Origin of the sequence: Sporosarcina sp. FSL K6-3457 (assembly GCF_038007285.1) — a bacterium.
Taxonomy (GTDB): domain Bacteria; phylum Bacillota; class Bacilli; order Bacillales_A; family Planococcaceae; genus Sporosarcina.
In genome coordinates this window covers 2,100,242-2,119,971 of the sequence record NZ_JBBOWX010000001.1, presented here as the reverse complement: position 1 = coordinate 2,119,971, position 19,730 = coordinate 2,100,242, and the positions used below count along the sequence as shown (strand labels likewise).

Here is a 19,730-nt window from a genome sequence, read left to right as displayed (position 1 = left end):
CCGAAATTTCATCTTCGGGCACTTACAGCCTCTATAGAAAGTCATCTATTCTTTTCTTTCCAAACAACTGCATTTTTCACTTAAATAGTGTAGGTATGCGACAGGCAACTATTAACAACAAGATGACCGAAAATAATGTATCTAGAAAGGAGGAAGTCATTTCTAGATACATTAACCTCCGCGGGGGAGGAATGAACTACAATTCCTCCTTGATAATGATGTCGTGAATAGTTTGCCGAGAGCGAACCGGAAACGATTTAGTGAAAAAAGTGATTTTCAAGCCTTTATTTACTTGCGATTTATGCAAGTAAATGGTTAATCGACAGACGTGAAAGCTAACCTACTTCCCAAAGGATTGATCGTATCCAATACGCCCTTCCTTCTTGCCCTCAGTAGGTATTGAAACTATTCAACTCAATCACCCGATGACACAGTCTTTGCATCAGCTTTTCTTCATGGCTGACTACAATAATTCCCATTTCACTCTTTTTGGCAATGGCAAGTACAGCATGCCAAATCTGGGCTTGCGTGATTGCGTCGAGCATTGTTGTCATTTCATCTGCAATTAAAAAGCGCGTTTTGGAGCCCAATGCTCTAGCGACACAAAAGCGCTGCAACTCTCCTCCAGATAGCTCGTTAGGCCAACGAGTCAGCCATTCCTGCTCAATACCTAATAAATCTAGCAGCTCAGGATCTGGCTTCCCTCCTTCGTTTAATACCTTTTCCATTTTCCAGCGTGGATTGACAGCTTTTTCTGGGTGCTGAAAGACCAATTGTACAGGGTGAAATCCGCTTGCAGACACAGGTGATCCATCGACTGTGATGCTCCCCTCCAGAGGTTTTTCAAATCCCGCTAAAATCCGACACAATGTTGTTTTACCACGCCCACTAGGTGCCGTGAGACCAACAATCTCTCCTGGTTTCACTATGAAATTAATACCTTGAAACAGCCAAGGTCCATCACCATAGCGAAATCCGATATTTCTTGCTTCAAGTTGCATGGATACACCTCACCTTCCCACTCCGGAGGCTCCGCATCTCCGGTTGTGCTTGTTCACACGCCGAGGTTACCATCGAACAACGTGGGGCAAATAAGCAACCGGACGGTAAAGCACTTGGGTGGGGTTGCGAACCTGGAATTGGTATAAAATTATTTTGTGGCAAGGCTCTCCATAACGCTTTACTATACGGGTGTCGTAATGCCTCACCATCACCTGTAAAGTCAGAGACAGGGGCTACCTCTACGGTCGTACCAGCATAAAACACGGCAATTTTATCGGCAATTGTTAAAGCCGATTCAATATCATGTGTGATGAGCATAACCGCGCAGCCATTGTCTGCAAATTCCCTGAAATTTTCTAACGCTTCCTTGATAACAACTGGATCGAGTCCTGGTGTAGGCTCATCCGCAATAATTACCTTTGCTCCACTGACAATTGCAGTTGATAAAAGCGTTCTCCGTGCCATTCCTCCGGAAAGCTGAAATGGATACATATTCTCAACAGATGATTGTAAGTGAAGTCGTTCAAAAACCTTGCGCTGCGCCGCAACTGCATCTCCAACTTTTGCTGAAGTACGAACTTGATTCCCTACACGCATCAGTGGATCTAAATAATTTACCGATTGTGGAATAAGTGCAATTTCTGTTCCGCGTAATGAAGCTTGCTGTGTAGCCGTCAGAACTTCTCCGGCATAGCTAATCGTCCCACTAATATTTGCATTACTTGGTAGTATCCCAAGAATGGCGTGAGCGAGCAAGCTCTTCCCAGAACCACTAGCTCCGACAACTGCCAGTATTTCACCTTCTTCAAGCGTGACATTCAGACTTGAAATGACATTGACATTTTTCTGTTTCAAGCCACCTGTATATTGGTTAAATGATATCGATAAATTTTCTACTTCAAGAATCGACATGGGTTCCCCTCCTTACCAAACGAATAGGACGACTGGCGTTGTGTCATCCTGCCCTCTTTACAGCTCACTTCTCATTGGCTTTAGTAGGGTCAATAAGCAAACGAAGGCTTTCTCCAATCGTCTCAAATGTCCGTACGATAATGAGTAAGCAAAGCCCTGGGAAAAAGGCGAGCCACCACATACCCGAAGACAAATACTTCATGGATTCTGATAAAATAATACCAATAGCTGGCTCATGAGGTGATAATCCTAATCCTAAAAATGTAACTGCCGCTTCGTGTAAGATGACATGAGGAAACATCAACATGAAACCGATTAATAATTGTGGTATCAAATGCGGAAAAATATGATGGACAGCAATCCACCAACGGGATTTCCCCATCTGCTGAGAAATCTGAACGTATTCAGCTGAACGAATTTGCATGACTTCTGCTCTAATAAGCCGAGCAAGACTTGGCCAATGCGTGAGCATCAGTCCTATCACAATGCCTTTAAATCCTCCACCCAACGTAAAAGCAATCAAAATCAATGTGACAAGATGTGGCACACTAAGAAAAAGGTCGATCAGCCATGAAATTAGACGATCGGCCATTTTCCCCATTGTTGCGGACGCCATACCAAGGATAAGAGCAATGGACGTACTGCCAATTGCTCCAATCAAGCCCACAGCCATACTTAAGGAAAGTCCCATAATTGTTCGAGTAAACATATCCCTCCCTAGCCAATCCGTACCAAAAAGGTGCACTAGAGAAGGTGCTACATTTCGTTCAGTAAGATTCGTAGTAATTCTTTCTGGATCGAGCAATGCACCTGCTATGACAACACTTAGCAAAATCACTGTTGCAACAATAATCGTAACGAGCGTTTTCTGTCTTCGATTCATTGAAAACTGTTTCTTCTTTACTTGGAGGTTTGGATTCATAGTGTTCGATCCTCCCTCGTCCTCGGATCTACCACATAGTAAATCATATCGGCAATTAAATTTCCTGCAAAAACAAAAATTGTACTAAAAAGAACTAATCCTAATAGAAGAGGAACGTCTCCCCTTAAACCAGCCTCTACTGTCGCTTGTCCTAGACCCGGGTAGGAAAAGACCTGCTCAGCAAGCACCGCTCCACCAAACAATTCGCTGAAAGCCGCAAATTGTAAGGTGATTGCAGGTAAAGCAACATTACGCAAGCCATGTCTCCAAAACAAGAGAAAGCCACGCTCGCCTCTCGCTCTTGCAAACAGCACATAATCACTCGCAAGGACATCTATTAGCTTCTGTCGCGTATGTAGAGCTACATTCGCAACACCCAAAATACTAAGTGTCATGGCAGGGAGGATAAGATGCTGTATTCGATCTGCTAATGTGACATCTTCCGCAAGTACCCCCGCTGGAACGCCCAATCCAATCGGGAACCATCCGAGCCACACTGCAAAAACAATCAGCATCAGAAGGCCCATCCAAAAAGTTGGTGTTGATGCTAGTGTATAACAATACCATTTTATAACTCGATCGACCCAAGTATCCTTTTTCATGGCTGATACAACACCCATGACAAAACCGATAACTCCCGACAATCCCCATGCCGTTAGCATCAGGACAAGCGAGTTTAGGAAGCGTTCCCCGATGATGTCGGACACCGGACGGCGGAAAATCATAGAAGTCCCTAAATCACCCGCAAGTAAAGCAGAAAGCCAACTAAAAAACTGCACCATAACGGGTTGATCGAGCCCCCAATACGCAGCAATCTTCTCTCTCTGTTCAGGACTTACCTTTAACATATCAGCGCCAACATAAGCTTGAATCGGATCAATCGGGGAGTTCTTGATCAATAAAAATGAGATTAAGCAAATCGCAAACAATAATGTCAGCATTCTTAAACCCTTCAGCAATAGAAAGGTCCCTATCTTTACACTGATATTTTTACGCACATTATTTACTCCATTTCCAATCGACAATATTATCTGTAGCTGGCCAACCATGCCCATGTACATGGATTCTTTGCTCTCCGATATCAAGACCATCTTTTACTAAATACAAATGGTCGATATTCACTAGCCACGTCCATGCCGCGTCTCCTTTTCCACTTAAACCAGTTGTGCCATCCCATTGTGCCTTTTTCCAAAATTCAAGTGCTTCCGCTTCACTTTTCGCATGAAGGGCCTTCTTAAAGTATTCATCTACTGTGTCATTTTTATAGTAGCCGGTATTATAGTACTCAACCCCAGCATTATCACTACCATAGATGTTGTATAGTTCATATGGATCATGACTTCCCCAGCCCATCAGTACAGCCTCAGAATACATTTTCTTACCAATGACATCCCAACTTCCACCCTCTATTTTAATGTTAATGCCGAGTGGTTTCATCATATCTGCAACTGTAATGGCAAGAGATTGTCTGATCGTATCATTTGCTGAGTAGTACAGGCTGAATTCAGCTTTCAAAGAGCCCTTATCCAGTATTCCATCACCATCTGAATCTTTCCAACCTGCTTCCTCCAATACTTTACGCGCTCCGTCTACGTCACCATCTTCAATGACTGTATCTGGATTCCACCAAGGAAGCCCATCAACAGATGTGTAGGCAGGTGCTCCGTATCCCTCCAACACACCTTCAATTAGCGCTTTTCGATCAACTGCAATATCAATGGCGTGACGGATGGCTGGATCAGACGTTACATCATTACCAATTGGTAATCCATCTTCAGTAAAATTGCCTGACTTTACGTAAGGAAACACGATTCCACGATTATCCACAGTTTTAACGGCTTCAAGTTTCATACCTGATACTTTCTTATTACTAAATGCAGCCGGGATATATGCAAGATCGACTGTGCCCGCTTGAGCTGCCGCAAATGCTGCGTCCTCATTTAAAAATACAAAAGTCACTTTATTAAAATTCGGCTTTTGCCCATAGTATTGCGGATTCGACTTCACAATCATCTGCTGTCCCTTGTCCCACTGCACAAGCTGATAGGGACCTGAACCGATAGGATTTTCAGCATACTCTTCACTATATGCATGTTGTGGGACAATTCCCGTAGCCACTAGATTGTTGACAAATGTTGATTGTACTTCTTTTAATATGAATTTTACTGTCATGTCATTAACCGCTTCGACTTTCTCCAATACATTTAAATCGACCACCGACCCACTGTTGGCTGCTGTTTCAAATGTAAATACTACATCTTTCGCTGTTAATGGAGTACCATCTGAAAACTTCACATCATCACGTAAGTGAACAGTCCAAACCTTGCCATCTTCATCTACTTCATAATTTGTCGCAAGATCGTTGACAATGTTCAATTTGTCATCTCTTTTTAACAATGTACTTTGGAATAGTGGCGAACCATAACGTCCCCAACCAATTGTTGGGTCAAATCCAGTTTCCGGCTCAGAATTAAATGCCAGCACTAGCTCGTCCTTCGGTCTCTCTTCATTTTGCTTATCCGATTTAGATGATGCACAGCCCGCTAACATAAGCGACATAGATATAGCAGTCATTACAATAAGAGCGAATAATTTTTTTGTCATCTTTGTATACTCCTTCTACTCATATTATTTAAGGTATATCTAGCATTCATCCCGCTACTAGGGAAAACGAAACTAAATTTCTCCCCTATAGAAGTAAGGGACTTCTACTGAATCAAGTTAAATTTGTTCCACGGGCGCTACTGTAAAATTTCCATATGACACGCCTTTCAAACTCGTCAGTTTATGGCTTAGTTCCTGAATTTCTTTTGCTTTTCCTTTCACAACAATCAGTTCAAGACAGCTATCATGATTCAAATGGAAGTGTGTTGTCGCAAGAATAACATCGTGCACACTATGTTGAATCCTTGTCATCTCTTCAAGTAAATTGCGTTGATGATGGTCATAAAACAAAAGAATACTTCCTGCAATAATCTGTTCTCCACCTTCCCATGATTGCTGAATAATTGCCTCCCGAATAAGATCTCGAACCGCTTCCGAGCGATTTTCATACCCCTTTTGTTGAACCAAATCATCAAATTTCCTAAGTAAACTACCTTCCATTGAGATGCCAAATCTCTTTAACGTTGAATCCTGCATACTTCAACCCCCTTAATTTTATTAATACTTCCAACTCGGTAACACGTTTATGTAATATCGTAGCACGATTATGCGTGACGAATGACAAATCAGAAGCTTAGTTCACTTCTGAAATAACTAATTTCAAATCTTTTCGAGAAATCGCCCCAAATTTATTTGCTACTAAATCCTGACTGACATATCTACCAATCCATTTCGGCGCCCAGTATACAAATTTCAATATCGTGCTACTTTTCTAAAGAATCGTAACACCTATCTGCAGAGTAATAGACCTGATAAACACTTTTCACATGTCTTGCTGAATGATAATGAAGGGGTAGAAGATCTTTCGAAACCATACAGGGGTTAACTTGAAACTTGTTTGCAGGGAAAAACGGTGAGTTTCCAAATACTACAGAACAAAAATGAAAGGATTTTTTCATCATAACTAATTTAACTTAAAAATAAATTTTTAAGTCTTTTTCCAAATCAACGCCAATGAAACCATCCAACTATAGATTATAAGGTTACTTACACGAAGAATCAATAAAAAATAGGATGTATTTTGCAAGTGGCTTCGATACTGCGCCACATCGTCTATTGAAAGTAGAAGTCATCCGGGCATTTCTTATCGCCGACTCCCACGCATAGCATAAAATACGAGATCGACAACCATTTACATTTGCTGTCGATCCCGTATTTTTTCATACTGTTCAAGGAACCTCTTCCAAACTCGTTGCCTTCACTAATGCTGATAACGTTTCCGGAGGTTTTTGACATTAAAATATTTGTATAAAGATATCCAATATTATAATAAAGATTCATTCAGAAACTTAACACAAACAGGTTCCGGGACTTTTACACCAGATTGGACGAAAGCAAGTTTCCCTGTAGATTTGTCCCTGCTGAACAAGGTCATTGTATTTGATCTTTCATTGGTAGCGACTAAAAATTCTTCGGAAGGATCTAGAACAAAGTCACGCGGCCAATTGCCTTCTGTTGATGTCCGTTCTTTAAAGGTTAGTTCTCCAGTATCTTGATCCACCTTAAATAGGGAAATGCTGTTATGTCCACGATTTCCAGCATACACATATTGCCCATCAGAGGTAATATGGATCGCACTTCCATCGTTTGTCTCCTCAAAATCCTCTGGAATAGTTGAAATGGATTGCTGCTTTGAAAAACTTCCGTCTTTTTCATCATAATGAAGAGCGACGACTTCTGAGCTAAGCTCAGTCATGATATATGCGAATTTTTTATTTGGATGAAATGTAATATGTCTTGGGCCACTTCCGGGTCTTGTTTTATACACTTGTGCGATCTTTAATTGTCCTTCATTTATATTATAAGTTATAACACAATCACTCCCCAAATCAATCGCTATAGCGTACTTTTCATCTGGAGTAAAGCCTGCAAAATGCATATGGGGTTTTTCCTGTCTATCATGCGGACCAGAGCCTTCATGCTCAATCACAGAAGTTGCTGGATTTAGTGATCCATCTTCATTTGTTAAATAAGATGAAATTTTCGTTGTATGATAATTAGCAGTTAAAACATTATTGTTAGATTGATTGACACTCACATGGCAAGGAGGTGCGCCTGCAGAAGTTTGACTATTTAGCTTTGTAAGCTCACCTGTTTCACTATTTATCGAAAAGGCCGTAACTCCTCCATTTTCTCCATCTTTTGATACAGCATATAAATTTTTATTGTCATCACTCACCGTAATATATGTAGGGTTGCTCAATTCGGCAGCTAGTTTAACGTTCGAAATCTCCTTTTTCTCCGTATCAAGTGTAAACTGATAGACTCCTTTGCTATCCTTTTTTGTATAAGTACCAACATATCCAATAACTTTTGACATTTTAAAACTCCTCTAATTTTTAATAGGAAAAACCTAGTCCATTTTAAACTTCTTTAATATAATTAACTCCCTCAAACTTTAGTGGTGGAGTTAATTATATTATTGAAGGGCAGTTCCAGTCACCTCTCAGTGTAGCCTTTTTCAGTCACATTCCACCAATGAAAACCGTCCCTACTTAACAGACGTTCAGAGTCCTTTGGCCCCGTGGAACCAGATAGATAGTTTGGGAAATTGTCTGCCTTCCTTTCCCATGCTTTCGCTATAATATCAACATACTTCCAGGAAAGTGCCACTTCATCCCAATGAGTAAAGTTCGTTGAGTCACCACACATACAATCGTAAAGGAGGACTTCATATGCTTCAGTTGTGTTCATTTTATCATTTTCGATATTTTGATAATTTAACATGATTGGAGTAGGTGTTGTCCCATGTTCCTCTTTTTTTGCATTTACATGTAGCGTAATTCCCTCGCCTGGCTGAATATGAATGACCAAAAGGTTTGGATGCATTTGCTTATCTTTGTCATCGTACAAATTCATTGGTAAGTCTTTAAATTGGATGACTATCTCGGTTGATTTCGTGCTCATCCGTTTACCTGTACGGATGTAGAAAGGAACACCAGCCCACCTAAAATTATTAATTAATAATTTAGCAGCGATAAAAGTTTCTGTGTTAGACTCTGGTTCTACACCATTTGATTCTCGATAAGCATTTACTGCCTTTTCTTCTACGATGCCCCGATCATATTGCCCACGTACGAAATAGTTGTTCACATCGTCCTCAGTTATTGGCTTTAGTGCTCTTAAAACTTTTACTTTCTCACTTCTTATTTCTTCCGGTGTTAGTTTAATTGGAGGTTCCATAGCAATAAGTGCCATCATTTGTAGCATATGATTCTGAAACATATCTCGCAATGCACCAGAGGATTCGTAATACTTACCACGGTCTTCAACACCCAACGTCTCGCTGGAGGTTATTTGTATATTAGCTATAAATTGATTATTCCAAAGTGATTCAAATATTGCGTTGGCAAAACGAATGACTTCAATATTTTGAACCATTTCCTTTCCTAAGTAATGGTCAATTCGGTAAATTTGTTCCTCACGGAATGAATGTCGAATTTGGTCGTTTAACACTTGAGCCGATTCTAAATTATGACCAAAAGGTTTTTCAATTACTAAACGTGTCCATCCACTCGTATCAGTAAGGCCTTCTGACTTTAGATTGGCAGCAATTGTTCCAAAGAATTCTGGAGCCATCGCCAAGTAAAAAATTCTGTTTCCTTCAGTCCTATGTTTTTCATCTAATTGGGAAAGTAAATCATTTAACTCCTGGTAGTGGGCTAAATCCGTTACATCAAAGGGAATATAATGAAAATGTTCGGCAAATTGATCATATTCAATTTCATCGTGCTCATACTGATGAATGGATTTCTTAACATTATTTCGAAACTCCTCATTTGTTAAAGGCCTTCTAGCAACTCCTACCACTGAAAAATTTTCTGATAACTTTCCTTTACGAAATAGCCTGTAGATAGAGGGATAAAGCTTCCGGTTTGCTAAATCACCGGTTGCTCCAAAAATTACTATAATTGATTTTTGATTGATTGATGTCATAGTTTTATTTACCTTTCTATTTTACGTATTCCATTATGGGTTGCAAGATATATTGTTTAATAATCGTTATCAGAGTTCTGTTAATACCGACTCAATTAACGACTTTTCTATAATTTCAATGTGTATCTCTCCAAATGGTTTTGCTAAACATGAGCTATTAGTACGAAGAAGTGTTACTACCTAAATTAACTTCGATGACTTCTACAAGACTTGTTAAAGTTCACTTGCTCATCAGAATCATCTACCTTAATAGTAATAGTTCGATTTTATAAATTCTAGAGCAAACTTCTTCAAGTTTATCATACACATCCTCTTTATATTTATACTCAAAAACGCCTCTCCAACCATCTCCCTCCTCGTATTCTGAAAAATAAAAAACAATCTCTTACAGATATGATACCTGAAGAGATTGTTTTTTATCAAATTTTATTATAAATTATCGAATTTTATTTAAAATAATCAATCTTTTTTAATCTATAATACGTCCCCCCTCCACCACCAAGCCTCATCCCACCGTAACTGATAGCGTCGCGTCTTCCCAATTCGTGTATCGACTATAAGTAACTCTACAATTACATGTTAAACGTAAGCAATTGTATGGTTGCGTGAGAAAGGAACCAAATTATCTCTCTTGCATTTGTTTACCTTTAGTTACCTTTCCATTCAATTCTCGATTTTACTATCGGATAGATCTCCTCCCAGGAAAAAAGTTGCTCGCTATGATATACACCAAAAGGTACTTTTCCGTCATAAAGACTTTGTGATATATGGCACGCCATAATAGCTGTAATCATTGCTTCTTCCGTTCCCTGAACCATCGTTTCTTCTACTTGATTATTATTACCTTTACCAATCACCTTTACCATAAATGTAGGTTTCCCTACATGAATAGTAGAAAATAAGTAGGTCAATAATTGAATAGGAACGCAATGGATAAGCCCCGTTTTCTTCAAGATATGTAAACCTTTCGTTACTAAGGTCGAATCAAAACAAAGTCTCGTTTTAACGAGTGGAATGGATAATGTATGGCGAAGTACATGTTGGTCAGCAAAATTAAAATCATAGGCTGTTTTGACACCATAGTTTTCATCAAAATATACTTGCCCCTTATCAACAAAACTATTCACCCTTACTTTTTGATTATCCTCATATCGCTCAAAAGATTGTAACGCCTCATGTAATGTCCAGTTAATCGCAGCTTTGCCATGTCGATCTCCTAAGCCTAGCATGATATAAATGGTTAACTCTCTAACGCTTTCTAATTTTGATTGAATATATTTAGCCAAAAGGTTGGTAATACCCGGGGCTAATCCTACACTTATTACCGCTGTAGTTTTATAGTGTTTCGCTTGGTCATGTAACGCTTCAATTTGCTGTAAAAAAGAATACGAAGCTGAAATATCAATATAGTCTATTCCATGTTGCAAGCAATGCTGTACAAAATCAGTATTTTTTTGCTCGACACAGACAATTACTTGCTGCACTTGCTCCAACTGAGCCGACACAATAGTGTTGTCTATATCTAGCACCATCGCTTGAATGGAACCGTTACTTTGTTTCACTAATTGCTGTGCTTTTTCAGCATTTCTTCCGGCTGCATATACCTTTCCTGGAAAAGCCCTATCTAAATGCTTACAAATAATACTGCCTACTTGCCCATATCCACCAATGACAACTATTTTATCTCTCTTCATTTGGATCTCCTTATCTATTGTTTCATACAGATGTAACCTGCTAATAAAAATGAATTGAAGTAGCGACTGATTGATGTGAAGCCACATGATGTTAATAACGCAAGCAGTTCTTGTTCTTTTAATAAATGATAGTGTCCATCAAAAGTTTGCTCAAATTGTGTAGCATGGCCTTCTGAAATGTGATGATGTAACATATATCCCTTCCATGCAGCTAATTGGTTGCTCATTGAAGGTTCATCTTCTTTATACATAGTCGCTACATAAAACTTAGCTCCTGATTCTAGTGAATCTGCTACCTTTTTTAGAAATTGTCGTTTTTCTTCATAGCCTTCAATAAAATGCAACACTAATAAACAGCTTGCTGCATCATAAGTTGTTGTTATCCGATAATCTTGCCAACTTTCTATCGCATAATCAATTTGATTTTGGTATTCCATTGCCCGCTGTTGTGCTCTTTTTAACATAGTCTCCGAAGAGTCAATGGCTGTAAAATGGAGTAGTGGGTTAATTGGCGCAAATGTTATTAATTCTTGCCCTCCCCCTGCACCAATAACTAGCATATCTTTCCTCACCGTTGCTTGTTGAAAATCAACCGCTAACAAGTAACTCGTTAAATCATAAAGAAGCGCATACCCTGCAATCTTATTTGAAATCGTTTGATCATACGTTATCACACTCTTATCTGTCCAATGTAAATCCATTTATTCCCTACCTCCTTCATTTTCTTATTATCAATCAATGAGAATTGTCTATACAAGTACTTCATCTATGCGAAAAACAGCTACTTTTATGCATAACTATTCCCCTTTCTAGCATTCTCACTTATAATTAAATGAGAATCACTTTCAATAACAGCATATAAAAAATCACGATAACAAAGTATCCCATGAAGTTGGGATTTGTCTGTATCGTAAAGGAGAAATTTGTATGCATTCACTACAAGTACGTTCCTCAAACAATTCTTATCTGTTTAGAAAAAAGATTTTAAGGAAATTAAAAACAACGCTCCCTTACGAAGCATTTTGTTTTACGACAGTCGATCCGCATACGCTATTATCAACCGGTGCAATAACAGATGAACGAATTGAGTTATTACACCCTGAGTTATTTGAAAACGAATATATAGAACAGGATATCAATCGATATAGCTGTTTACTAAATGAGAAAACTTATTGTAATACGTTATATGAAGGAACGAAAGGTGAATTATCTAGCAGTAAGAGGTTTCATAAAATCCTTTCACCAGCAAAATTTCATGATGAGTTACGTGCTGTTTTAGTACATAAAGAGCGATGCTATGGTTTTTTGACGTTATTTCGCACGCAAGAACAAGGATTCTTTAGCCTTGAAGACATCGCATATATGAAGCGATCGATACCTTCAATTGCAAAAGGTTTAAAAGATTCCATTTATCAGTCCTACCAAACTTCAAAAATGATACATGCTGCTTCTGTTGAAACAGGGATTATTATTCTCAATCAGGATTTTGAAATTATTTCTACGAATCAAACGGGCATCCATTTAGTGGAATGGCTACGCCAACAAGAAAACATAGAAAATCATCAATTACCACGGCCTATTCGTGCAATCTGTTCTCAAGTTACATCATCCTTTTCAACCAACAATTCGAAAGTTATTGTACATGCTTTCAACCAGTTATTTATGTCAATTACAGCAAGTCCCTTACTCACTTCCTCCTCTCAAATTGCCTTACTCATTGAACGTATCCGTCCTCGTGAAATGAATAGACTCTTAGTAGAGCTTTTTGACTTAACCAAAAGAGAGCATGAATTAGTAGAAGAATTATTAAAAGGCAACTCAACCAAAATGATTGCGGACAAACTGTATATATCTAGTTATACGGTTCAAGATCATTTAAAATCGATTTTTAACAAAACAGGTGTAAATAGCCGACGAGAACTTATTGGAAAAATAAACACTTTTTATAATGAATTACATGTGGAATATTAAGGAGAAACAAGAAGAATCCATTTTGAAAAAAGATTGATCAAAATGGATTCATATTTACCAGATTTAATTTTTTTCATAAAAAAGTAGTTCAACACCAACATCTGTTCTCGATTTACTTTGCTTCCATCAATCTAAACAGTAAACTTCTTACCACTTCTGATACAGGCGATGAGAACGAGAGAAGACGTGTATGATTTTTTGAATAACGACAAAAAGACACATACCCTCTAAGGTAGTGCCTTGTCCTGACAGTAAGTTCGAGGGCGTAACCCGGCGGTCATTGCACTCATGCAGAAAAGCTGTAGCTTTGCATTCTAGTCCTTCAATTTAGTTTGTCATTTTCCTGTTTTAACAGAATTATTCTACGCATCCTCCTCCGCTACACCAAGCGCTTTATTCCTTTCCTTGAACTTGGCATTATGGGAAGAAACATAGGCGACCTTCGCTGCCGCTGGCTCCAAATACAGCTTGGCGCTATTGACTGCCAACACTGCATCGGTAAACGCTCCCGCAATCAGATTCACTTTAGATGGGTAGTTCGCTGTATCTCCCGCCACAAAAACACCTGGTAAATTGGTTGCGAGTTTCTCGTTCACATTAATATCCCATTGTCCCATATCCATACCCCACTCGACAATAGAACCGAAGTCGCCGCGCAGTCCATGATTGACAATCACGGCATCTACCCCTAATTGTTGTGTTTCTTCCATTAAAATCCCCTCTGCATTCACTCTAGCAATCGATACCGCTTTAATGGCGTCACCGCTAACATTGCCATGAAGCCGAGCCACGGCATATGGTGTACGAACATCAACGGATGATTCCTTCATCCGCGTCACATTCTTCTCATGTCCGCCGAAGCGTTCGCGGCGGTGCACGACAGTAACACTTGCGGCAATCGGCTCCAATTCGTTGGCCCAGTCGACTGCCGAGTCACCGCCACCGGAGATGAGAACTCGCTTGCTGCGGAAGACTTCAAGTTCCTGTACGGTATAGTGCAAATTTGTTACTTCATAACGCTCTGCCTCTTCGATGTCCAGCTTCGCCATCTTCAACACACCATATCCCAACGCCAAGACGAGCGTACGCGTATGGTGCTGCTCCCCCGTTACGGAGGTCAGAAGCATTGTCCCATCCGCGAGTCGCTCCAGTCCGCTAATCTGTTGCCCCAATACGATAGTTGGATCAAACGTATGAGCCTGCTGAATCATTTGCTTGATGAGCTGCTCGCAACGGATTGGCGTAACTCCACCGACATCCCAGATCATTTTCTCCGGATAAATCAATAGCCGCCCACCCAGTTCCTCCTTCGCTTCAATCAGCTTGGTTTTCATATCGCGCATGCCGCTGTAAAAAGCCGCATACAACCCGGCGGGGCCCCCACCAATAATTGTAATATCATAAAGCTCCAACTCCTGTGTCATGCTGCTACCTCCTCGTATGACTCTTTCATCCTTCCAAATTCCTTAATTTTTGATCATACTATTTCTTACACAATCGCATCTTTAATTCCTCTATTTTTCTGAAAACCGTACAGATTAAGTCCCCAATCACATCGTTTGCTTCTTAAAAATAAACGGCAGCGCTTCTAACAACCGTTCACGTGTGATGGGATCACTATGATTCCATATAGAATCTACAAAATGAGTCTTACCGGGAGTTAACTCGGCTAAAATGGCGATTTGTGGACAGTGAGCAATAGTTTGTAATTCTTTCGCAGAAGCCAAGATAAAATTGCGTTCTCCAGCATAGTGATTCATTTGATGCTGCTGAATTTCTATCCATGCTTGCCCTTGCTCGATTAGGTCCATCACTTTGGCAGGGGGACGAAAACCAAGTGATTCATACAAGCTGGCAGCCAATCCATTCTGACCCATAATATAAAATTTTGCGCCTACCTTGAGATAAACAGCCGCCGTCTCCCCTGCGATATAAGCATCTGCCAATTGTATACGTACGAGTCTTACTTTGTCCTCATATGTAGTAATCCACTTCTCCGCCGCTTTACTACGTTCAAATAGTTTAGCGATATACCGCAACCGCTCAAATAGTTTAAATTTACTGTTCAGTATAACTGTAGGAGCAATCGCATCTAATTTCTGCAAATCTTGTTCAGGATGAAAATAGCTAAGCAATAATAACTCCGGCTGTAGTTGTGCCACTTTATCCGGATCTGCCCAATTTCCCAGATTATGAATGTTTCGCAGCTTATTGTGATAAATCACGTTATCTTTCATGATAGAGATGGCCGCCCCTATAGGAGGTATGCCTAAAACGAGTAATTCTCCAAGTGTATATTTGCCATCCGTCACAATACGTGTTGCATCTTTAGGAACAAGAACCTTTCTACCAAGTGAATCGATAACTATTCTTTGCTGCGTATGAAGATGGATATTTGCATATTCACGCGGAGTGTTTCCAGTTAATTTATGAAAGCATCGGCTGAAATAATATTCATCCTTAAACCCAATTTGTCGAGATATTCTGCTCAATGGCTCAGCGGAATTACGTAGAAGTTCTTTTGCCTGATTTATACGTAAATGGACCAAATAATCAGTTGGTTTTTTCCCAGTCAATATTTTAAACTGTTGACTATATTGCCATCTGACCATCCTAGCCATGTTAGCTAGTTGCTCTACTGTCAAGTCCTCGTCATAATGCTGTTCCATATACTGTACAGTATGTTGAATCATTTTTATCTTTTCTTCATTCTGCGAATGGGAAGCTTGCTCATCCAACTGGGCCATCAACCCTAGAATTAGCTGAAGTCTTCCCTGCATGATAGCCATTTCTGATGTGGATAGAGAGGAGTAAAATCGCTTCTTCATCCATGCTTCATTTCCTAATACACGCTTGACTTGAGAAAATAACAGATTATAGGTATAACCACAAAGCAAGGGTGGATGAGCAACTGAATTCAAAGTCATTCCTTCTACTTCAAAGGTCTCAAAGGTAAAACGTGCAAGCTGTGCCTCTTCGTTGCTTGCTTCCATAGTGTAGCGTTGTGCAGGTAAAACTAGAATGCAACTCCCTTGTCGCAGATCGATTGCAATTTTGTCTATATACAGCCGTATGCCATGACTGAGGGCTATCAATAATGTACATGAATTTGTTTCATTGTCATTTATTCTCGCATGAAGGCTACTCGCTGGTATCATCTGACCAACTTGAAAACTCTCATAATGTTGTAGCCTAATATACAACGATGCTTGATCCATAGGTAACCCTCCAACCGTTGAAAGTGATTCTCATTATCATTAATATAGCATATAATGACCTGCTTTTAAGTATAGCGGAGGTTTCATAGTTCGATCATGCACGATTTTGGAAAACTAACGGTTTAAAAAACTAAATGGACAGACACCATTTCTTACGGGCGTTGCATCCATTGTGGCAGCTCTTCAAGTAATTGCTCCAAAGCTAACAAGCCATCTGTATTCCAATCGGCAGATTCAATGTAAACATTTCCCTTTTGAACTGCTGGCAGAGTCCCCCATAGTGGGCTTTGTAACATTCGATCAGCTTCTGTTTGACTTTCATCATTACCGAGTACAAGTACAAACAAATGATCAGCAGCATACTCTGGAAGCAGCTCTTCTGAAATCGCAAGGAAAGTCTGCCCTTCATCAATAATGTGCTCCTGTACAGCAGGTGGGATGGCAAAGCCGTCCTCCTCATAAATAATGGCACCAAGTGAACGATTGCCCATAACATAAAACGTTTTACCTAACTGTAAGAAAACTGTTGCGGTCTCCCCTTCTGCCAATTGAAGCTTATCCCACATATCTTGCGACTGTGCTTCAAATTTAGCAATCCACCCAGCTGCCTCTTCCTGTTGGCCAAAGATATTTCCAATCTCGATTATACGTTCCCTATAAGGAAGCGCTGAGTTGAAGGGAACAGTAGGAGCAATTTTCGACAATGCCTCGTTTCGATCTGCATCCTGATGGTAACTATTAACAATCAAGTCCGGTTCTAAAGTCATCATCAACTCTAAGTCACCAGGATTTCCAACATCAATTATTCCTTCCGTTTTACCTTCATAGAATTTACCAGAAGCATGGACAAGGTTATTACCAACTACTGGAATATTCATCACCAAGAAGTCACCAAGCGTCGCCCCCAAATAAATGACTCGTTCTGGATTTGCAGGTATTTCAACCTTTTCACCATTAGTCGTTGTATATTGAATGGTTCTTTCACTTTCCTCCGCCAGCACTTCAGATTGAACCCCCGTCTCACTTTCCTCTTCCTCTACCTGCACATCAGCTGCGCTTCCTCCAGAATCGCTGCATGCCGATAATATTAACAATAGGAGGAAAATCCCTCCCCATAGTATGATTCGCTTTCCATTATGTTTCTTCACACTTATTGCCCCTTTCCTTCTTACGCTTAATTGAAAATGATTATCATTCTCGGAATTATTATAGCTTGTGTAAAAAGGGGATACAATGAAAAAAACGCAACGATTTATTTGGATAAATGTCAATAGCCAAGATTTGAGTGATTAATATCCTTTAAAGCTTTTCTTTTTTTAGCTAGTCACTATTTAACATTAGCCATCATTCCCTCTAAAAATAAAACATCCGTTCGCTTATTTTATAAGCAAACGGATGTTAGACGTCCAATTTTAAACGACTTTATTATCATCCTACATGACCAGGCTTCATTCCACCGTAACTGACTTAGCCAAATTCCTCGGCTTATCAACGTCACAGCCTCTTTGAAGTGCAGCGTAGTAACTAATCAGTTGCATAGGGATCACCGCGACAAGTGGTGCAAGCAATTCATGGACTTTTGGTAGTACAAGGCGATCGCCCTCTTCTTCCAGCCCTTCCATTGATAGAATGCATGGAATTGCCCCTCTTGCAACGACTTCTTTGATATTTCCACGGATATTCGGGCTTACGGCTTGTTGTGTGGCCAATGCAACAACAGGGGTGCCTTGTTCAATCAAGGCAATCGTCCCATGCTTTAATTCACCACCAGCAAAGCCTTCTGCTTGAATATAGGAGATTTCTTTGACCTTTAGTGCTCCTTCCAAGCTAACGTAGAAATCGAGACTTCTGCCGATGAAAAACGCATTTCGTGACACCGCTAAAAATTCATCTGCGATTTTTGCCATCTCTTCTTTTGAATCTACAAGTGCTTGAATAGCGTTTGTAGCAATCGCAAGCTCTTTCTTCAGCTCAATAGCTACAGTTTTTCCTCTGCTCTGCGCTACCACATTTGCGATTATCGCTAGAACAGCTACTTGTGCGGTGTAAGCTTTTGTCGAAGCTACCGCAATTTCGGGTCCGGCATGCAGCAATAGTGTATGGTCTGCTTCACGAGAAAGTGTTGAACCTGGAACATTGGTCAACGTGATCGTTGGATGGCCTAGTTCTTTCATTTTCACCAATACTTGGCGGCTGTCTGCTGTTTCGCCTGATTGGGTAATAAATAGAAACAAAGGCTTTTCCGACAGCAGAGGCATGTTATAACCAAACTCGCTTGAAATATGCACTTCCACTGGAATGCCAGCGATTTTTTCAAAATAATGCTTGCCAATCAAACCAGCATGATAACTAGTACCTGCTGCAATAATATAGAGACGGTCTGCTTCCTTACACGCATTAACAATAGCCACATCCACTGACAGCTCGCCTTGCTCATTTTCATACGCTTGAATAATCTTCCGAATAACACCTGGCTGTTCGTCTATTTCCTTCAGCATGAAATGAGGATAGGTCCCCTTCTCAATGTCACTCATATCAAGCTCCGCTACATATGGAGCGCGTGTTATTTTCGTACCTTCCAAGGTCATGATATCAATCATGTCTTGTCGAACAATGACGACTTCCTTATCATGTAGTTCTACATAGTGTTCCGTTACTTGCAGCATGGCCATCGCATCAGAGGCTACAACATTGAAGTTTTCACCTATGCCGACTAGCAACGGGCTTCTATTTTTTGCAACGAATATTGTGTTCTCCTCTTCAGCATCCAGCATAGCAATCGCATAGGAGCCATGGAGTAAAGCTAACGTATGACGGAAAGCCACCTCAGTTGTCATGCCACCTGCCACGAATTTTTCTATCAGCTGCACAATGACTTCTGTATCTGTATCAGAGTTCATTGAAACATCTTGCAAATATTGCTTTTGCAAAGAACTGTAATTCTCAATCACTCCATTGTGCACAAGGGTAAACCGATTTGATGCACTTTGATGAGGATGGGCATTTGTTTGATTGGGAACGCCGTGGGTTGCCCAACGTGTGTGTCCAATACCAGTTGATGCTAAAATAGTTGCATCGACGGCTCTACGAAGATCTGCAATACGTCCCTTTTCTTTTATAACAGTAACGCCTTGTTCAGTACGAAGCGCGATACCGGCTGAGTCATAACCACGATATTCTAATTTTTCAAGTCCCTTTAATAGTATTTCCTTTGCATCTACCATTCCAATATAACCAACAATTCCACACATGTCGTTTCCTCCGATGTTTGCAAAATTAGCAACACTTAACTACACCCCAGCTACATGAGCGAAGTGTACTTGCATATTACTTAAGATTTTTGCCTTTTTGCCTCTTTGTCTGTTTGATTACTCAAACGATTTGCTAGCAAAAATTACAACCGGGCAATTG

Annotated in this window: 15 protein-coding genes; 1 reads left to right on the top strand and 14 read right to left on the bottom strand. The window is 40.1% G+C overall.

Annotated features, from left to right (window positions below):
• Positions 1–389 precede the first annotated feature (389 nt).
• The 10 genes from N1I80_RS09995 to N1I80_RS09950 form a co-directional block, all read right to left on the bottom strand.
• On the bottom strand, positions 390–1,001 hold the full coding sequence (locus tag N1I80_RS09995) for an ABC transporter ATP-binding protein (protein WP_340737732.1): 612 nt from the start codon (positions 999–1,001) through the stop codon (positions 390–392).
• Complete coding sequence (locus tag N1I80_RS09990) at positions 991–1,914, bottom strand: ABC transporter ATP-binding protein (protein ID WP_340737731.1); 924 nt, start codon at positions 1,912–1,914, stop codon at positions 991–993. Before N1I80_RS09990 ends, N1I80_RS09995 begins: the two co-directional genes overlap by 11 nt.
• Positions 1,915–1,978: 64 nt before the next feature.
• The gene (locus tag N1I80_RS09985) at positions 1,979–2,836 is read right to left on the bottom strand and encodes an ABC transporter permease (protein WP_340737730.1); all 858 of its coding nucleotides are present in this window, start codon (positions 2,834–2,836) and stop codon (positions 1,979–1,981) included.
• Positions 2,833–3,861, bottom strand: coding sequence for an ABC transporter permease (locus N1I80_RS09980; RefSeq protein ID WP_340740016.1), 1,029 nt, complete (start codon positions 3,859–3,861; stop codon positions 2,833–2,835). Before N1I80_RS09980 ends, N1I80_RS09985 begins: the two co-directional genes overlap by 4 nt.
• On the bottom strand, positions 3,836–5,440 hold the full coding sequence (locus N1I80_RS09975) for an ABC transporter substrate-binding protein (protein ID WP_340737729.1): 1,605 nt from the start codon (positions 5,438–5,440) through the stop codon (positions 3,836–3,838). Before N1I80_RS09975 ends, N1I80_RS09980 begins: the two co-directional genes overlap by 26 nt.
• Positions 5,441–5,557: 117 nt before the next feature.
• Positions 5,558–5,977: a nickel-responsive transcriptional regulator NikR gene (gene nikR / locus N1I80_RS09970; protein ID WP_340737728.1), complete on the bottom strand. Its 420-nt coding sequence runs from the start codon at positions 5,975–5,977 to the stop codon at positions 5,558–5,560.
• 787 nt (positions 5,978–6,764) lie between these two features.
• Positions 6,765–7,820 carry a lactonase family protein gene (locus tag N1I80_RS09965; protein ID WP_340737727.1) on the bottom strand — a complete coding sequence of 352 codons (1,056 nt, stop codon included), beginning with the start codon at positions 7,818–7,820 and terminating at the stop codon, positions 6,765–6,767.
• Positions 7,821–7,939: 119 nt separating this feature from the next.
• Positions 7,940–9,436 carry a glucose-6-phosphate dehydrogenase gene (gene zwf / locus N1I80_RS09960; RefSeq protein ID WP_340737726.1) on the bottom strand — a complete coding sequence of 499 codons (1,497 nt, stop codon included), beginning with the start codon at positions 9,434–9,436 and terminating at the stop codon, positions 7,940–7,942.
• 647 nt (positions 9,437–10,083) lie between these two features.
• Positions 10,084–11,130 (bottom strand): saccharopine dehydrogenase NADP-binding domain-containing protein, encoded by a 1,047-nt coding sequence (locus N1I80_RS09955; RefSeq protein WP_340737725.1) that lies wholly within the window; start codon positions 11,128–11,130, stop codon positions 10,084–10,086.
• A gap of 14 nt (positions 11,131–11,144) precedes the next feature.
• Positions 11,145–11,831: a class I SAM-dependent methyltransferase gene (locus N1I80_RS09950; RefSeq protein ID WP_340737724.1), complete on the bottom strand. Its 687-nt coding sequence runs from the start codon at positions 11,829–11,831 to the stop codon at positions 11,145–11,147.
• A gap of 226 nt (positions 11,832–12,057) precedes the next feature.
• On the opposite strand from N1I80_RS09950, the gene N1I80_RS09945 reads away from it, so the two are divergent.
• Positions 12,058–13,101, top strand: coding sequence for a helix-turn-helix transcriptional regulator (locus tag N1I80_RS09945; protein WP_340737723.1), 1,044 nt, complete (start codon positions 12,058–12,060; stop codon positions 13,099–13,101).
• A 362-nt stretch (positions 13,102–13,463) separates the two neighbouring features.
• On the opposite strand, the gene N1I80_RS09940 is transcribed toward N1I80_RS09945, so the two are convergent.
• The 4 genes from N1I80_RS09940 to glmS all read right to left on the bottom strand — a co-directional run bounded on the left by N1I80_RS09940 (position 13,464) and on the right by glmS (position 19,570).
• Complete coding sequence (locus N1I80_RS09940; protein ID WP_340737722.1) at positions 13,464–14,525, bottom strand: NAD(P)/FAD-dependent oxidoreductase; 1,062 nt, start codon at positions 14,523–14,525, stop codon at positions 13,464–13,466.
• A gap of 126 nt (positions 14,526–14,651) precedes the next feature.
• Positions 14,652–16,319: an AraC family transcriptional regulator gene (locus N1I80_RS09935; RefSeq protein ID WP_340737721.1), complete on the bottom strand. Its 1,668-nt coding sequence runs from the start codon at positions 16,317–16,319 to the stop codon at positions 14,652–14,654.
• A 152-nt stretch (positions 16,320–16,471) separates the two neighbouring features.
• Positions 16,472–17,467, bottom strand: a complete 996-nt coding sequence (locus N1I80_RS09930) for an ABC transporter substrate-binding protein (protein WP_340737720.1) — start codon at positions 17,465–17,467, stop codon at positions 16,472–16,474.
• A gap of 300 nt (positions 17,468–17,767) precedes the next feature.
• On the bottom strand, positions 17,768–19,570 hold the full coding sequence (glmS, locus tag N1I80_RS09925; RefSeq protein WP_340737719.1) for a glutamine--fructose-6-phosphate transaminase (isomerizing): 1,803 nt from the start codon (positions 19,568–19,570) through the stop codon (positions 17,768–17,770).
• Between the last annotated feature and the right edge of the window lie 160 nt (positions 19,571–19,730).

What these genes read in the sequence shown, in the direction of transcription:
- N1I80_RS09990 (WP_340737731.1), bottom strand. Translation starts at nt 1,914, where the DNA reads ATGTCGATTCTTGAAGTAGAAAATTTATCGATATCATTTAACCAATAT.
- N1I80_RS09975 (WP_340737729.1), bottom strand. Translation starts at nt 5,440, where the DNA reads ATGACAAAAAAATTATTCGCTCTTATTGTAATGACTGCTATATCTATG.
- N1I80_RS09985 (WP_340737730.1), bottom strand. Translation starts at nt 2,836, where the DNA reads ATGAATCCAAACCTCCAAGTAAAGAAGAAACAGTTTTCAATGAATCGA.
- N1I80_RS09935 (WP_340737721.1), bottom strand. Translation starts at nt 16,319, where the DNA reads ATGGATCAAGCATCGTTGTATATTAGGCTACAACATTATGAGAGTTTT.
- zwf (WP_340737726.1), bottom strand. Translation starts at nt 9,436, where the DNA reads ATGACATCAATCAATCAAAAATCAATTATAGTAATTTTTGGAGCAACC.
- N1I80_RS09965 (WP_340737727.1), bottom strand. Translation starts at nt 7,820, where the DNA reads ATGTCAAAAGTTATTGGATATGTTGGTACTTATACAAAAAAGGATAGC.
- N1I80_RS09950 (WP_340737724.1), bottom strand. Translation starts at nt 11,831, where the DNA reads ATGGATTTACATTGGACAGATAAGAGTGTGATAACGTATGATCAAACG.
- N1I80_RS09955 (WP_340737725.1), bottom strand. Translation starts at nt 11,130, where the DNA reads ATGAAGAGAGATAAAATAGTTGTCATTGGTGGATATGGGCAAGTAGGC.
- N1I80_RS09945 (WP_340737723.1), top strand. Translation starts at nt 12,058, where the DNA reads ATGCATTCACTACAAGTACGTTCCTCAAACAATTCTTATCTGTTTAGA.
- nikR (WP_340737728.1), bottom strand. Translation starts at nt 5,977, where the DNA reads ATGCAGGATTCAACGTTAAAGAGATTTGGCATCTCAATGGAAGGTAGT.
- N1I80_RS09940 (WP_340737722.1), bottom strand. Translation starts at nt 14,525, where the DNA reads ATGACACAGGAGTTGGAGCTTTATGATATTACAATTATTGGTGGGGGC.
- N1I80_RS09995 (WP_340737732.1), bottom strand. Translation starts at nt 1,001, where the DNA reads ATGCAACTTGAAGCAAGAAATATCGGATTTCGCTATGGTGATGGACCT.
- glmS (WP_340737719.1), bottom strand. Translation starts at nt 19,570, where the DNA reads ATGTGTGGAATTGTTGGTTATATTGGAATGGTAGATGCAAAGGAAATA.